Source organism: Streptococcus koreensis, assembly GCF_003627135.1.
Lineage (GTDB): Bacteria > Bacillota > Bacilli > Lactobacillales > Streptococcaceae > Streptococcus > Streptococcus ilei.
This window is the reverse complement of record NZ_CP032620.1, coordinates 958,545-973,190: the sequence shown is the minus strand read 5'-3', so window position 1 is coordinate 973,190 and position 14,646 is coordinate 958,545. Positions and strand designations below refer to the sequence as shown.

Sequence of the window (14,646 nt, the reverse complement as noted above, 5' to 3'; positions counted from 1 at the left end):
CCAAATAGACCGTCACAAAGGGAAGGAGCAAGTAAAAGTTCTTATCGATTCCTTCATGTTGAAAAATGATGATGCCTTCCATACAGAACAAGCCAAAGGCGAGAGATAGCTTTTCCCAACGGTGAACCCTAAAGGTTTGTGCATGAAAATGATCATAGAGATAGTAACCCATAAAGATAAAAATGGGCGTGTAAAAGAGACCATTTCGAGCTGTAAAAAATAAATTGCTGTAGAGCTGTAACCCTTGAGAAGACTCGTGGTGTCCAGATAAGCTGAATAGGTCTCGATCAAGCCCCAGCAGTAAAGAAGAAAGGTGATCACCCCCGTCCAAACCATACCTAAGCGTTTGACCAATTGATTGACCAAAAACAGGCCCAGCAAAAAGGCAGGGATATACCAGAGTTGGTAACACATTCCCAGATAGACCAGAGCGATGAGGACGCCAGCTGGAAAGAGAGATACTGGGAGGTTGAGACTAGAAAAAAAGAACCAGGCATATGGAAGATAGACACAACTCCAAAATAAATAAGTTTTAACGATTTTGACCAGATAGGCCTTTATTTTCCTCGAATCCCTTAGTGATTGCTTGAGGAAAAAGCTAGCACAGACAATAAAAAATGGTACTGCCATCCTGCCCAGGATACTCTTAAGAGCAAAATGCACCGGCTCATAGGAAGTTAAGCGACCACTATGCACCATAATCACTGCAATCGCAAATAAGTATTGAAAAAAGCTGATACTAGAGGTGTTATAGAGGGGATTCTTTTTCATGTCCGACTCCTTGCTAAATGCAGATTCTATGGTTATTTTAGCATGAAAGGCAAGGCCAAGCAAGGAATCTTTGGATCCTTATCTACCTTTTTCCCTCTATTTTTGATATACTCAAAGCATGCACAAACAAACCATTATTGATTTTAAAGAGCTTGGATTGCGACAGCTTTTCACCAAGCCCATAAGGGAATTAAAAACCAGAGACATAGATCAAGTCGAGGACCTTCTTAAAGAAGTGGAAACTTACCAAGAAGCTGGTTTTTATGCCGTAGGCTATGTCAGCTATGAGGCTGCTCCTGCTTTTGAGAAAAAATTAGCTGTCCATCCTGCACCTCTCATGGGAGAGTATCTCCTCTACTTCACCATTCACGAGAAAGTAGAAACCCTTCCTTTCCCAGAGGACTATGAGGCTGTGGACCTACCTGCCAACTGGAAGGAAGAGGTCGAGGCGCCTGCCTATCAAGAAGCCATTGAGACCATCCAGCACCACATCCGTCAAGGAGATACCTACCAGGTCAACTATACTGTCCAGCTTTCTCAAGAGCTAGAGGCTGATCCTTTGGCCATCTATAATCGCTTAGTGGTAGAGCAAAAGGCCCATTACAATGCCTTTATCCAGCACGATGATGTGTCCATCCTCTCTATCAGCCCTGAACTCTTTTTTGAACAAGAAGATCGGCTATTGACCACGCGCCCCATGAAGGGGACTACTCGTCGTGGCCTCACCAACCAAGCTGATCTTGAAGAGGCAGCTTGGTTAGAAGCAGACCCCAAAAATCGAGCGGAAAATATGATGATTGTAGATCTCCTCCGCAATGATATGAACCGGATTTCGGAAATTGGAAGTGAGCAGGTGACCCGTCTCTGCCAAGTTGAGCAATACTCTACCGTTTGGCAGATGACGTCGACCATTAAAAGTCGCTTGCGCCCAGAGATCGACCTGGTTCAAACCTTCCAAGCCCTCTTTCCTTGTGGTTCGATTACAGGGGCACCGAAAATCTCTACTATGGAAATTATTCAAAAGACAGAGGCTGCTCCTCGCGGAGTCTACTGTGGAACGATCGGTATCCTTCTTCCAAAAGGGAAACGGATCTTCAATGTGGCTATCCGAACCCTTCAAATGCAAGGCACCAAAGCCATCTATGGCGTAGGAGGGGGCATCACTTGGGACAGCAAATGGGAAAGTGAATACCAAGAGACCAAGCAAAAGTCTGCTGTTCTCTACCGACAAGAGCCTCGCTTTGAGCTCCTGACGACCGGCCGCATCCACCAAGGAGAGCTGACTTTCAAAGAGCAACACCTGACCCGTTTGAGAGAGGCCAGTCGCTACTTTACCTATCCTTATGATGAGCCAAAACTCCTGAAAAAACTTCAAGAAGAGCTTGCCCATTTGGATCCTAGCCTTGACTATCGTTGCCGCATTGCCTTGCAAAAAAACGGGGCCTTCAAGCTGGCTATTGCCGAGCTGAAGGACTTGCCAGCTAGCTATCTGCAAGCTCAACTAAGAAAACAAACTGCTCCATTAGACCGACCTTTTACCTATTTCAAAACGAGTCAGAGAGACCATCTCAGCCGGTCAGAACAGGAGCAGATCTACTATTTAGAAGACGGAACCTTGCTAGAGACGACCATCGGAAATCTCATCCTAGAGATTGACGGCCAGCGCTACACGCCTCCAGCTCACCTCCCTATCCTCGACGGGATTTACCGCCGCCATCTCTTAGAAACTGGACAAGTAGAAGAAAAACTGTTAACGCTGAAGGATTTAGAAGTCGCTGACCAAGTCTATGCCTGCAATGCCCTGCGTGGCCTCTATCCACTCGATTTCACTAGAGAGGAATCAGAATGAAACTTATTTTTTTACATGGCCTAGGACAGGATGCCCACTCTTGGCAAGGGGTCCAAGATGCACTTTCCCCCTTGCAATCTGAATCTTTCGCTATTTTCTCCCATCCAAGCGAAAGCTACCAGGAGGCCAAAGAAAGATTGACGGAGTACCTCCAACAAGAAAGCGAACCCTTTATTCTGGTTGGACTCTCACTGGGAGGCGTTCTCGCTCTCGATCTCTCCAGCCGAGACTTGCAACAACTCAAGGGCTTGGTGCTTTCAGGGACGCAATACAAACTCAACACCAATCTCCTCTATCGGCTCCAAATTCTCCTTTTTCGTCTGATTCCCAAACATGTCTTTGAAAAGCAGGGGGCCAATAAACAGCACATGTTGCAAATCTTTACCGAATTAAAAAGCCTCAATCTAACCGATACCGCTAAAACTTGCCCTCTTCCTAGCTTAGTGATTTGCGGCAGCAAAGATGGGGCCAATCAGGCTTCTTCTAAAAAGTTGGCCAATCTCCTGCCTAAAGGTCACTATCTAGAAATCGCAGACGGGGGCCATCTACTCAATACTCAGAAACCCAATGAACTCGCGCAAGCCATCAAGGAGTTTGTTGGTGGGTTCTAAAATGAAGAGGCTGGGACAAAAGTCCTAGCCTCTCAATTATTTTTGGATTGTCGAGCAAGACGCAGTGGTTGAGTGGGCTCTACTACGCTGATTTCATCAGCTTTTACAGCCCTACTCAACTGTGCGGAGGTGGGACGACGAAATCGAATTCTAACGAATTACCGATTTCCGTCCCACTCTCTTTTTTTAGAAATATTTGAGAATTGCTTGATAGTTATTTGAAAAGCAAGCTGTATACTAAGAGTGTAAAGAAAACAACTAGTCATTTGGACGAAGGAGAAAACCATGGAAAAAGTATTAGAAATTTCCCATTTGAGTAAAAAGTTCGGTCAACAATACGCCTTAAATGATGTGAATCTCACCATTCGCAAAGGCGACGTCTACGGCCTCATCGGTAAGAACGGGGCAGGGAAAACCACCCTCATCAAGGTCATCACCCAGCTGATTCAAGAAACTGACGGAAGCGTCTCCCTCTTCGCTTCCACGAATCGCTCTCAGTGGACACAAGCCCTGAAACGGGTCGGATCTGTCATTGAAAGTCCTGTGGCTCACAAGCATATGACCGCCTACCAAAACTTAGTCTACTACTGCAAGGCTCGCCATATCCCCAATCCCGACCAGGTCATCAAAGAAACCTTGAACTATGTTGGCCTGAATAATACGGGTAAGAAGAAATTCCGCGATTTTTCACTCGGTATGAAACAACGGTTGGGAATTGCGATTGCGCTCATTGCCAAGCCCGACTTCCTCATTTTGGACGAACCCATCAATGGTCTCGATCCTGTCGGAATCAAGGAATTCCGCCAGATGATCAAGCGCCTCAACGATGAACTCGGCATGACCATCCTCATTTCCAGTCACATCCTCTCCGAACTTTATCTGGTTGCCAATCGCTTTGGCATTGTCGACCAAGGACGCCTGATCAAAGAAATTAGCAAGGCTGAATTCGAAGAACAAGGAGAAGATTACATCATCCTCAAAACTAGCCAACTAGCTCTTGCCAGTCAACTGATCCAGGATCAGCTCCATCACCGTATCAAGGTCATCGATAAGGATGGAGAAATCCATATCTTTGGACAGACTCACGATATTAAAGTTATTGTCAAAGCGCTCGTTCAAGAGGATATTGACGTGGATGAAATCTACTATGCCCGCCAAGATCTGGAAAAATTCTTTACGGACTTGGTAGACTAGTCAACCCACCGTCTTGCATTACTTATCCCACATATTTCATTTAGGAGATTTATCATGTTGCATACCATTCAAGCAGATTTTTACAGACTTTTTCGCTCTAAAGGTTTTTGGATTACAGAAGCCATTCTCGTTCTCAACATCCTGTCTGGAGTCATCTTTGGAGCTACCGGCCACGTCGGCGTCAATACGGAATCCAAATTACCCCAAGCAACCGAAGTTTGGACGGGCTTTAAAGCCTTGACCAACTACTCTTCCAGCATCAGTGTGACTATCCTCTTTACCATTATTGTCATCACCTTGGTTCTAGGAACAGACTTAACGCAAAACTTATACAAGAATAATCTGGCCTATGGGGTTTCGCGCACCAGCTACTACTTTGCTAAAAGCGCCGTTGTCCTGACCATTGCCCTCTTCCAATTTCTCGTTTCTTATGGTCTCGTCTTCTTGATCGCGACCCTCTACAATGGACTTGGAACCATGCCAGAGCACTTCCTTGCTCATTTTGGACTGACCGTGCTGATTCAGTTCCTTTCCACCCTGGCTTGGGTCAGCATCATTTCCTTCCTTCTTTACGCTAGCCAATCCATCACCTTGGCTTTCGTTGGCTACTTCGTTGGAAATATCTTCTTAAGCCTTCCTGCGCTCTTCTTTAAAGACATCGACATTTTGCACTATCTAAACTTGGAATTCCAATATTCCATGGTCAAAAGTACGATCGCAACCAACAATACCCTCTCTATCGCCCTTGGATTCATCCTTGTTTTCGGCTTCCTGGGACTCGCTACCTTTAAACACAAAGATTTATAAAAACAAAGAGGCTGGGACAAAAGTCCTAGCCTCTCAATTGTCTTTGGATTGTCGAGCAAGACGCAGTGGTTGAGTGGACTCTACTGTGAGGAGGTGGGACGACGAAATCGAATTCTAACGAATGACCGATTTCTGTCCCACTCTCATTTTTTTAATGTAATGGTTAAGATAAACCAGTCTGCCTCCGTTGCCAGTTGCAAGTCTCCCCCTAAGATCTCTACAAAATTTTGAATGATGTAGAGACCCAGGCCAGAAGACTCCTCTGTGTCCGATAGATTTTCGGAGTAGAAGCGACTAGCTAATTGGTCTAAGTGTTGAATCGGCTGTTGCACAATATTTCGCAGTTCGACCCGAATTGTCTCCACATCAGAAGTCAGGGTCAAACGGGCCTCTTCCTTCCCATGCTTGAGGACATTGCTGAGCATATTTTGCAAGAGGCGCTCCCACAGCTCCGGATCAGTAGCATAATGGAGATGCTCTTCTAACTCTACCTCTAGTGCAATCCCCGCCTCAGACAAGCTATCATAATACTGGAATAACTGCTGGGTTAGGACTTGGCTGAGATTAACGTCTGAAAGCCGAGGCTGAATGGCACCCTCCATCAAGCGTCTGTATTCCAAGAGTGATTCCAAGCGTTTTGAGACGACTTGAAGATTGGAAGCAATTTTTTTCAGTTTTTCCTCTTCTTGCGTCCCACCCTTGATGATTTGTTGGGTATAACCAGACGCAATGGTCAAAGGCGTCCGAATATCGTGAGCAATATTACTGATGGCCATATCCAAGGTTTTCTTCTCTTGAAAGGCAATCCGATTGGTCCGCTCGATCTGGTCAAAGAGCTCACTGACCTGTTTGGTCAAGGCGACCAATTCTTTATTTGAAACACGTGACGTCAACCGTACCCCACTCCCATTTTGGAGCTTCTTTTGAATCTGCTCCTGCAAATCTCTTAAGGCAGAAAGCAGGCGAACGTAGCCCAGTCCCAAGAGAAGGACAAGGAAGACTAGAACTAGAACGACTCCCCACATTACTTGTCTCCTTTCAAGCGAACCCCCAAGCCCCAGACGGTTTCAATGTAATCCTCATTAGGATCGAGTTGGGCAATTTTCTTTCGGAGATTGCTCAATTGGGCATTGAGCGTATTGTCTCCAGGCAGATAGACTTCTTCCCAGACTGCCTCATACAATTCTTCTTTGGTGAAAATCTTCTTTGGATGCGCCAATAAAGTTTCAAAAATTTGAAATTCCTTTTTACCTAAGCGAAGCGTTTTTTCTCCAGACTCCAGTTCAAAGGTTTCTGGGTTCAGAACCAGATTTTTAACAGTCAGCTTTTTCGATGATGGAGCTTCCTGTGCCGGAGTGAGGTTATTTCTCAGTTGCACCGTCACCCGAGCCGCCACCTCATCCAGATTAAAGGGCTTGACGATATAATCATTGGCACCTGCAAGGAGATACTGGCTAATGAGGTGTTTATCACCAAGAGCTGTCATCATGATGACCGGTACCTGACTCTGCAAACGGATTTCCTCAAGGACCTGATCCCCATTTTTCCCAGGGAGCATGATATCGAGAAGGACCAAATCAATGCTTTCTTGCTGGAAGAGTCGTAGCCCTTCTGTACCTGAAAAAGCCTGAAGCACCTCATGGTCTTCGCTTAAGAGACTATACAAAATTTCTTGGATATCATTATTATCTTCAATTAATAAGATGCGTGCCACTTGCCTCACTCCTCTTTTCTATGCTTACGAAATCATTTCTATTCCCCTAGCCTATCAAATAAAGGGACCTTCGTCAATGAAAATCTGATAAAATCCTATAGTCCCCAGGTAGAGCTGCATGGTAGGTCATCACAAGATGAACTTGACTATCCTTTCTTTCAAAGGGTATAATAGGACCAATGACACAATAGGGAGAATCATCTATGAAAAAAAATGCCAAAACTCAAATCAGCCTTGTATCCATTCTCGTCATCCTGGGCGTTGGTGCAAGAATGATGCGAGTCATCCACCGCCAGCAAATCAGGGAGCAAAACAGACAAACCGTCCAAACGACTAAAAAGGTTGCAGAGTTTCAGAAAACACTAGACGAGGAAGAAACCAAGAAACGGAACGAAACCTTCAACAAGATTTTTAATGAATCCCTAGTTCAGAAAAATTTTGAAAATTGGCAAAAAGTCGATGAACTTCATGGTTTAGGGCAAAGAACTGGGCAATTTTATATCTATAACTTTGAAAAAAAAGAAGAGATTCTCTTAGAGAATACAGATCAAGCATTTGTTCTGCCGATTCGAGACAAGAGTGATAACGTCACATTTCAGGCTATCTTTGCCCACAAGGACGGTCAGTGGCACATCATGAAACCAGACGGAAGTTCTCAGTTGCAACTAGGAGAAGCCAGCATTTCCGCTGAATCTAAGTTTGTCATCGAAAACAATGTCTTAGACTACGACCAGTAAATCAATAAGGACTTGCCTTAACGACATACAAAAAGCTTAGGACCCCAGCTTTGGTTGGGATTCTAAGCTTTTTAGTTTGCTGTCAGAGAGTCATCCAGAAGATGGTTTAGCTCTAGAGGAGACTTTTACTCAACAGAAGCCCCATTGGTCGCAATGACCTCTTTGTACCAATAGAAGGATTTCTTACGCGAACGGGCTAAGGTTCCCTTGCCTTCGTTGTCCCGGTCAACATAGATAAAGCCGTAGCGCTTCTTCATTTCTCCTGTCCCAGCAGAGACCAGGTCAATACAACCCCAAGTCGTATAGCCCCAGAGGACGACGCCGTCTTCATGGATGGCATCTCGCATAGCCTTGATGTGGGCAGCCAGGTAGGCAATCCGATAATCATCCTCGATTTCCCCCGCTTCATTAGGTGTATCAACTGCCCCTAATCCATTTTCCACGATAAACATAGGCTTTTGATAACGATCCCAGATGGTATTGAGGGTAATGCGGAGACCCAGAGGGTCAATCTGCCAACCCCATTCTGAACTTTCTAGGTAGGGGTTCTTCAGAGAGGCAAAGATATTGCCCGCTGTTTTCTCCCTTTCAGCTGGATCGCCTGAAGCGACCCGACTGGCATAGTAGGAGAAGGAAATAAAGTCCACTGTATAGTCTTTTAATAATTGAAGGTCCTGCTCGGTCATCTCAACCGTGATTCCCTGACGTTCCCACTCTTTCTTAGCATAGTTAGGGTATTCCCCACGCGCCTGCACATTGATGAAGAAGTAGTTCTTGCGGTCTTCTTCTAGACCCGCCCAAACATCACGCGGAGCACAAGTATGCGGGTAATTTTGCCCTGCTGCCAGCATACAGCCGACCTTGTTGTTCGGATCAATCTCATGGGCAAGCTTAGTGGCAATGGCTGAAGCGACCAACTCATGGTGGGCTGCCTGGTATTTGACCTGCTCCTCATTCTCCCCTTCCTCGAAGCAGAGACCCGCTCCCATAAATGGCGCATGGAGGATCATATTGATTTCATTAAAGGTCAGCCAGTAGTTGACCAAGCCCTTGTAACGAGTAAAGAGGGTCCGACAGAGACGTTCATAAAAGCCCAACATCTTGCGGTTGCGCCAACCACCGTACTCGGTAATCAAATGCATGGGACAGTCAAAGTGGGTAATGGTCACCAAGGGCTCAATGCCATACTTGTGACATTCCTTAAAGAGGTCTTCATAGAACTGTAGTCCCGCTTCGTTTGGCTCCAGTTCATCCCCTTGTGGGAAGATCCGTGACCAAGCAATAGAAAGTCGATAAGTTTTAAAGCCCATTTCCCCAAAGAGGGCAATGTCTTCCTTGTAGCGATGGTACATATCAATACCATCTTTAGCCGGGTAAAAATAGCCCTCTTCAAAGTCGAACATCTTTTTCTGACCCGTAATAATCGCGTGACGATCAGGCCCAATCGGTACCACATCCACATTGGCCAAGCCGCGGCCATCTTCATTATAAGCTCCTTCACATTGGTTGGCAGCCGTCGCCCCACCCCAAAGGAAACCATCTGGAAATTGTAGTTTGTCAGTCATATTCCTACCTCGCTTTCATCCTTAAATCTATTATATCCCTGTCTAATCCGAAAGTCTTACAGCATCCTAGGAAAAACTGATACTATTCTAAGATTGTTTCTATTCAAGCGCAACATAAAAAGACCGGATGACTCCGATCTTTCAATAGTTCATATTCTCATATTCTGTTTTAAGAATAATTATGGTTAACTTCAAATGACTAAGCATCCTATTTCATACGATAAAAATCAATAACTAGACCAGCAGGGCCTTCAACTAACAGGGATTCTGTTCCCCAACCGGTCACAACTGGACCATGTAAAATCTCAATCCCTAATTCTTTCAAACGCTTTTGATTCTGTTCCAAATCTTCAACTTCAATGTGTAGAATGATTCCTGACTGAAAATCTTCCAAAGGAATCAGGTGATTTTGTGATAACATGAGACAATGACTGCCAATTGTAAACTGAACAAAACCGTCGTCAACATAATCAGCCTTTTTATCCAAAATACGCTCCAAGTCAACACAGACTTTGGGAACATTTGAAACGATAATATCTAATTGATTTAAATTCATTTGTTATCCTCCAGAAAAAGACCGGATAACTCCGATCTTTTTAAGTTTCTCTCTATGAAAATCAAAGAATAAATACGACGAGAGGAATTATTTGATTGCGCGTGATTGCAACCCTTCTTCTTCCAAGAAGAGACGGAATGGTACAAGCTCTTCAGCTTCGTATTTTTCCTTGAAGGCTTTGATAGCTTCTTCTGAGTGTTGTTTTGGATCCAACTCAAGTACTTCTACTGGAAGTGGACGATGTGGAGTGATGTGAGCATCGATAACAACAGTTTTACCTTCTTTGTTCAATTTAACAGCTTCTGCAACAACTGCATCGATGTCTTCGATACGGTCAACTGTAAATCCTACAGCACCTTGCGCTTCAGCGATTTTCGCATAGTCAGCATTAGGGAAGTCACAACCAAACAAGTGTTTGTTTGTGTCTTCGTATTTGTCCTTGATGAAGGCATATTTGCCATTTGAGAAGACAACGTTGATAACTGGAAGGTCGTATTGAACGTTTGTGATCACGTCTGGGTAGCACATGTTGAATGCACCGTCACCCATGATGTTCCATACTTGGCGATCTGGATTGTCTTTCTTAGCAGCGATACCACCAGGAAGGGCAATACCCATTGTCGCAAAGAGTGGAGATGTACGCCACATGTTCTTAGGTGTCATGTGAAGGTGACGAGTAGATGTTTGAGTAGTGTCACCTACGTCGATTGAGTAGATAGCGTCTTGATCAGCATGTTTGTTGATTGCATTGTAAACTTGATACAATTGCAATTCACCCTCAGTTTTACCTTCGAGTTTGTTCATGTAATCACGCCAGTTTTGGTTGTTCTTCACGTTTGCACGCCACCATGGAGTAGATTCAACTGGGTTCACTTTGTCAAGGATAGCTTTAGCTGCTTGACCTGCGTCACCAAGGATTGAAGCGTCAAGGGCGTGACGTTTACCAAGTTTGTATGGGTCGATATCCACTTGGATGAATTTTTCAGTGTTTTTAAATGCTTCGTATACTTCAGCAAATGGGAAGTTTGAACCAAGGAAAAGAACTGTGTCTGCTTCAAAGACCACTTCGTTGGCCGGCTTCCAACCAACACGGTAAGCAGAACCTGTCAAACCTTCGTAGTTCCATTCGAACGCTTCGAAGTTTTTACCAGTTGTGATGATTGGTGCTTTGATTTTACGTGACAATTCAGTGATTACTTCACCAGCTTTAACACCACCGTAACCAGCGTAGATAACTGGACGTTCAGCGTTGTTCAAGATTTCAACAGCTTTGTCGATTTCAACTTCGTTCAAAGCAGGAGCGATGAATGAACGCTCGTAAGAACCTGAACCGTAGTATGAGTTTTCGTCGATTTCTTGGAAACCAAAGTTTACTGGAATTTCAACGACAGCTGGACCTTTTTTAGAAACGGCAGCACGGCAAGCTTCGTCAATCACTTTTGGCAATTGCTCTGCGTAAGCGACACGTTTGTTGTAAACAGCGATACCGTTGTACATTGGGTTTTGGTTAAGCTCTTGGAAGGCATCCATGTTCAATTCGTTAACTGGACGTGATCCAAGGATAGCAAGGAATGGAGTGTTATCCATAGCTGCATCGTAAACACCGTTGATCAAGTGAGTCGCACCTGGTCCACCTGAACCAACTGCAACACCGATAGAACCGCCAAATTTAGCTTGCATAACCGCTGCAAGAGCACCTGTTTCTTCGTGGCGAACTTGCAAGAAACGGATATCTTTGTCTTCAGCCAAAGCGTCCATAAGTGAGCTAAGTGTTCCTGATGGGATACCGTAGATAGTGTCTACGCCCCATGTTTTCAATACGTTGAGCATTGCTGCAGATGCAGTAATTTTCCCTTGAGTCATAATGATAACTCTCCTTCAATAAAAATAATTGTCAGTCTTTGAACTGAATTCGACAAAGAGTGAAAACGTTTCAAACAACTTTACTATATCAATTTATCACGTTTTATTGCCCTTGTATAAGAATATGCTCACTGAACACCTGAAACTATTACATAACACAACAGCAAAATCTGTTCTGTTTCTGCAAACTATTTTATAACAGAAGGAATAAACCGCATAACAGCAAGGTTTTTAGATCTTATGAAATTAGTACAAAATGGAGCGCTTTACCAAACTGTTCCACAGAAGGTATCAAAAAATCCTAGCGGAAAATAGATTTTCCCTGCTAGGATGGGTTATAGTTCGTTTTGAAGAGCCTTACTCAAAACCCTGTATCCTTCAATTGTTAAATGAAGACCATCTGTTGTATAAGCTGGTTTGAGCTGGCCATCTTCACCGAGCAAGCTCTCAAAAACATTGATAAATTCGACATTCATCATTCCTTGAGCCAGCTCATGATAAGCCTGATTCAGGGTCTGAATCTTTTGATTGGTCCGGATATAGACTGTCCCCCTGTAGGTTTCTCCCTCATTCACAGGGAGAACCGAAACAAGTTTGATTTGCGCCAAGGGCAAGAGTCGCACCATCTCCTGGAGGATTATGGACATGTTATCAATGGTTTCTGACAAGGGCATTTCCTTGCCAATGTCATTGGTTCCGATTAGTAGGAAAATCTTATCCACTGCTTGACCAAAAATATGGGCATCTAGATTCTCTCTTAAGAGGTCTGTCTTGTAGCCTCTGATTCCCCGATTCACCATATACTGATCCGTCAAAAGCAACTCCTGAAGAGGATAGTATTCGATGATAGAGTCGCCTATAAAAAGAATATCGGGTTCCTTCAAAGGATTTTGATTCAGCTCTCGGTAGTTCTGTTGTATTTTTGCCTGTTCTTTCAAGAGCCAGGTCTCCAATAATTGTACAGCCATAAAGACTCCTTTCGATTCGTATGGTAGAAACTATGTGCGGTAGATTACTCGCCTAGTCGAAACTTAGTCTTCCGTCCAAATAGGCTTCAATCATTTCATAAACCCCACCTTCTTGGTGAGATGGCGCTGTGTAGCGGGCTGCTTGTCGAGCATGGACGTCCGCATTTTCCATCGCATAGGAATAGGTCGCTAACTCCAGCATTTCCACATCGTTTTGGCTATCGCCAAATGCCATTAAATGCCCACCATCAACGCCCCACTGTTCTTCCAAGAATTGAATGGCTGTAGCCTTATTGACCTCCGGTTGCAGAATATCGATGGCCCCATAGCCACTAGCTGCTGGAAGCAGGCGCTCCCCAAACTCTTCGCGCAACTCTTGCACAAAGGCTCCGACTTTTTCAGTGTCAGTGACGACACTTATCTTCAGAACCTGCTCACCATGCTCTTGGACCAGATCATCCACAAAGCGCATCCGTCTGTAAAAAGCTGCAGCTAACTCAGGCGTCATCAATTGCTCTAAAAGAGGAAACTCTGTTCCTTTCTTGGCATAGGCTCCAGATAGGCTACTGACGACCAGATGAAGTTCTTCTTCTCGACCTTCTAGATAGCGCAAGACCTCCTGCACCAGCTCTTCAGGCCAGCTACACTCTCGGATGAGCTTTCCCTTCTCTAATATCCGTGCACCATTGGCTAGAACCAAGGTGACGCGATCTTTCAGCTCTCCCAAGACATGAGCCATACGGCTATAGCCATTCCCCGTCGCAATAACAAAGGGAATCCCTCTTTGGTCTAGCTGATCCAAGATGCGGCTCAGACGCTCACGGTCAATCTCTCCTTGCGCATCCATCAGAGTACCGTCCATGTCTGTCGCAATCATTTGTATCATACCAGCCACCTCTTTCTATCTTTTCCCTATTATACACCATTTCCTAGTCATTTTGGGGTTTCTTTTCCACAAGCGCTCCCTTCTCCCCACCCTTAAAATTTTAGAAATTCCACCGAATCCTCTTTAATTTTCGGTCCAATTTTATTATAATATAGATAATAGATTTTCCCTGTATGAAGTAACTAGCAGACCCTCTCTCACACCTAATCAAAGCGTCTGCTACTCCCGAAAAGATCTAAGAGGTAGGCATGAACACAAAGACCTTATACCGCCAAACATCCTTTACCAATAGCGATTTCCCATTTTCAATCAAACAGATTCGCACCCAAAATGGCCAACCGGATATTTTATTTCATTGGCACACTGATATTGAGATTATTTATGTCAACGAAGGGACTGCTCAATTCCATATCGACTATGAATATTTTCATAGTCAACCAGGCGATATTATTTTGATCCGCCCTAATGCCCTTCACTCCATTCATCCCATCCAGAGTTCTTCCCATACCATGGATGTCCTCCATTTTAATCTGGACCTGATCGGAATCACTCATAAAAATATTGCCACTCTAAAATATTTACAACCCCTCTACAATGGTGATTTTGAATTTGTTCGACGGATTCAAGCCCAATCACCCGGTTACGAAGAAATCAAACAGAGCCTCTTAACCTGTATGGCAAACGGAAGAGAACAAGGTCCCTTCTATGAACTTCGACTCAAATCCCAGCTCAATGAACTCCTCTATCTCCTCTTTTCTCACCACTATATTGTCGAGAAGAAGTTTTCAACGGATGCTTATCGAAGAGAAGAAAAAATTCGTTTGGTCCTCGACCATATTTCGAACCATTACCAAGAGGAGCTTATGATTGAGCAATTAGCAGACTTGTGCCACTTTAGTCCGACCCACTTTATGAATTTCTTTAAGAAACAATTAGGGATCTCTTGTATGGAGTACATCATCCAATATCGGCTGAAAAAAGCTGCCCATCTCCTCCAGCATTCCGATCTGGCAATCATTGATATCGCTAGCCAATCTGGCTTCAACAACCTCTCAAACTTTAATCGCCAATTCAAGAAATACTATCAGATCACTCCAAGTCAATACAGAAAAGCATGTCTTTAAC

Annotated in this window: 14 protein-coding genes; 6 read left to right on the top strand and 8 right to left on the bottom strand. The window is 44.3% G+C overall.

Annotated elements, in window-relative coordinates; genetic code table 11:
• Positions 1 to 12: 12 nt before the first annotated feature.
• Entirely contained in the window at positions 13 to 771 is a 759-nt protein-coding gene (locus D7D50_RS05015; RefSeq protein ID WP_227877766.1) for an acyltransferase family protein, read from the bottom strand.
• Between the two features lie 118 nt (positions 772 to 889).
• Between D7D50_RS05015 and pabB the strand changes: the two genes are divergently transcribed.
• The 4 genes from pabB to D7D50_RS04990 all read left to right on the top strand — a co-directional run bounded on the left by pabB (position 890) and on the right by D7D50_RS04990 (position 5,232).
• On the top strand, positions 890 to 2,620 hold the full coding sequence (pabB, locus tag D7D50_RS05010) for an aminodeoxychorismate synthase component I (protein WP_120701651.1): 1,731 nt from the start codon (positions 890 to 892) through the stop codon (positions 2,618 to 2,620).
• A complete protein-coding gene (locus D7D50_RS05005; RefSeq protein WP_120701650.1) occupies positions 2,617 to 3,231 on the top strand; it encodes an alpha/beta fold hydrolase in 615 nt (204 codons plus the stop codon). Before pabB ends, D7D50_RS05005 begins: the two co-directional genes overlap by 4 nt.
• A 285-nt stretch (positions 3,232 to 3,516) precedes the next feature.
• A complete protein-coding gene (locus D7D50_RS04995; RefSeq protein ID WP_120701649.1) occupies positions 3,517 to 4,425 on the top strand; it encodes an ABC transporter ATP-binding protein in 909 nt (302 codons plus the stop codon).
• Positions 4,426 to 4,479: 54 nt separating this feature from the next.
• Complete coding sequence (locus D7D50_RS04990; protein WP_120701648.1) at positions 4,480 to 5,232, top strand: ABC transporter permease; 753 nt, start codon at positions 4,480 to 4,482, stop codon at positions 5,230 to 5,232.
• 143 nt (positions 5,233 to 5,375) lie between these two features.
• Here D7D50_RS04990 and D7D50_RS04985 read toward each other — a convergent pair whose 3' ends face one another.
• Both D7D50_RS04985 and D7D50_RS04980 read right to left on the bottom strand, forming a co-directional pair.
• Positions 5,376 to 6,257 carry a sensor histidine kinase gene (locus D7D50_RS04985; RefSeq protein ID WP_023024309.1) on the bottom strand — a complete coding sequence of 294 codons (882 nt, stop codon included), beginning with the start codon at positions 6,255 to 6,257 and terminating at the stop codon, positions 5,376 to 5,378.
• On the bottom strand, positions 6,257 to 6,946 hold the full coding sequence (locus D7D50_RS04980) for a response regulator transcription factor (RefSeq protein WP_120701647.1): 690 nt from the start codon (positions 6,944 to 6,946) through the stop codon (positions 6,257 to 6,259). Before D7D50_RS04980 ends, D7D50_RS04985 begins: the two co-directional genes overlap by 1 nt.
• Positions 6,947 to 7,149: 203 nt before the next feature.
• On the opposite strand from D7D50_RS04980, the gene D7D50_RS04975 reads away from it, so the two are divergent.
• Positions 7,150 to 7,683, top strand: coding sequence for a hypothetical protein (locus D7D50_RS04975; RefSeq protein ID WP_120701646.1), 534 nt, complete (start codon positions 7,150 to 7,152; stop codon positions 7,681 to 7,683).
• Positions 7,684 to 7,808: 125 nt separating this feature from the next.
• On the opposite strand, the gene D7D50_RS04970 is transcribed toward D7D50_RS04975, so the two are convergent.
• The 5 genes from D7D50_RS04970 to D7D50_RS04950 form a co-directional block, all read right to left on the bottom strand.
• Positions 7,809 to 9,248 (bottom strand): 6-phospho-beta-glucosidase, encoded by a 1,440-nt coding sequence (locus D7D50_RS04970; protein ID WP_120701645.1) that lies wholly within the window; start codon positions 9,246 to 9,248, stop codon positions 7,809 to 7,811.
• A gap of 208 nt (positions 9,249 to 9,456) precedes the next feature.
• Positions 9,457 to 9,804 (bottom strand): VOC family protein, encoded by a 348-nt coding sequence (locus tag D7D50_RS04965; RefSeq protein ID WP_120701644.1) that lies wholly within the window; start codon positions 9,802 to 9,804, stop codon positions 9,457 to 9,459.
• An 87-nt stretch (positions 9,805 to 9,891) separates the two neighbouring features.
• Positions 9,892 to 11,667: a pyruvate oxidase gene (spxB, locus tag D7D50_RS04960; protein WP_006148113.1), complete on the bottom strand. Its 1,776-nt coding sequence runs from the start codon at positions 11,665 to 11,667 to the stop codon at positions 9,892 to 9,894.
• A 335-nt stretch (positions 11,668 to 12,002) separates the two neighbouring features.
• Complete coding sequence (locus D7D50_RS04955) at positions 12,003 to 12,635, bottom strand: SGNH/GDSL hydrolase family protein (RefSeq protein ID WP_117744665.1); 633 nt, start codon at positions 12,633 to 12,635, stop codon at positions 12,003 to 12,005.
• Between the two features lie 52 nt (positions 12,636 to 12,687).
• Positions 12,688 to 13,521 carry an HAD family hydrolase gene (locus tag D7D50_RS04950; RefSeq protein WP_117744666.1) on the bottom strand — a complete coding sequence of 278 codons (834 nt, stop codon included), beginning with the start codon at positions 13,519 to 13,521 and terminating at the stop codon, positions 12,688 to 12,690.
• Between the two features lie 248 nt (positions 13,522 to 13,769).
• On the opposite strand from D7D50_RS04950, the gene D7D50_RS04945 reads away from it, so the two are divergent.
• Complete coding sequence (locus D7D50_RS04945; RefSeq protein ID WP_117744667.1) at positions 13,770 to 14,645, top strand: helix-turn-helix domain-containing protein; 876 nt, start codon at positions 13,770 to 13,772, stop codon at positions 14,643 to 14,645.
• Position 14,646 lies beyond the last annotated feature (1 nt).

Coding starts and splice junctions, on each gene's coding strand:
- D7D50_RS04995 (WP_120701649.1), top strand. CDS start 3,517: ATGGAAAAAGTATTAGAAATTTCCCATTTGAGTAAAAAGTTCGGTCAA.
- D7D50_RS04955 (WP_117744665.1), bottom strand. CDS start 12,635: ATGGCTGTACAATTATTGGAGACCTGGCTCTTGAAAGAACAGGCAAAA.
- D7D50_RS04975 (WP_120701646.1), top strand. CDS start 7,150: ATGAAAAAAAATGCCAAAACTCAAATCAGCCTTGTATCCATTCTCGTC.
- D7D50_RS05015 (WP_227877766.1), bottom strand. CDS start 771: ATGAAAAAGAATCCCCTCTATAACACCTCTAGTATCAGCTTTTTTCAA.
- D7D50_RS04970 (WP_120701645.1), bottom strand. CDS start 9,248: ATGACTGACAAACTACAATTTCCAGATGGTTTCCTTTGGGGTGGGGCG.
- spxB (WP_006148113.1), bottom strand. CDS start 11,667: ATGACTCAAGGGAAAATTACTGCATCTGCAGCAATGCTCAACGTATTG.
- D7D50_RS04990 (WP_120701648.1), top strand. CDS start 4,480: ATGTTGCATACCATTCAAGCAGATTTTTACAGACTTTTTCGCTCTAAA.
- pabB (WP_120701651.1), top strand. CDS start 890: ATGCACAAACAAACCATTATTGATTTTAAAGAGCTTGGATTGCGACAG.
- D7D50_RS04985 (WP_023024309.1), bottom strand. CDS start 6,257: ATGTGGGGAGTCGTTCTAGTTCTAGTCTTCCTTGTCCTTCTCTTGGGA.
- D7D50_RS04965 (WP_120701644.1), bottom strand. CDS start 9,804: ATGAATTTAAATCAATTAGATATTATCGTTTCAAATGTTCCCAAAGTC.
- D7D50_RS04950 (WP_117744666.1), bottom strand. CDS start 13,521: ATGATACAAATGATTGCGACAGACATGGACGGTACTCTGATGGATGCG.
- D7D50_RS04945 (WP_117744667.1), top strand. CDS start 13,770: ATGAACACAAAGACCTTATACCGCCAAACATCCTTTACCAATAGCGAT.
- D7D50_RS05005 (WP_120701650.1), top strand. CDS start 2,617: ATGAAACTTATTTTTTTACATGGCCTAGGACAGGATGCCCACTCTTGG.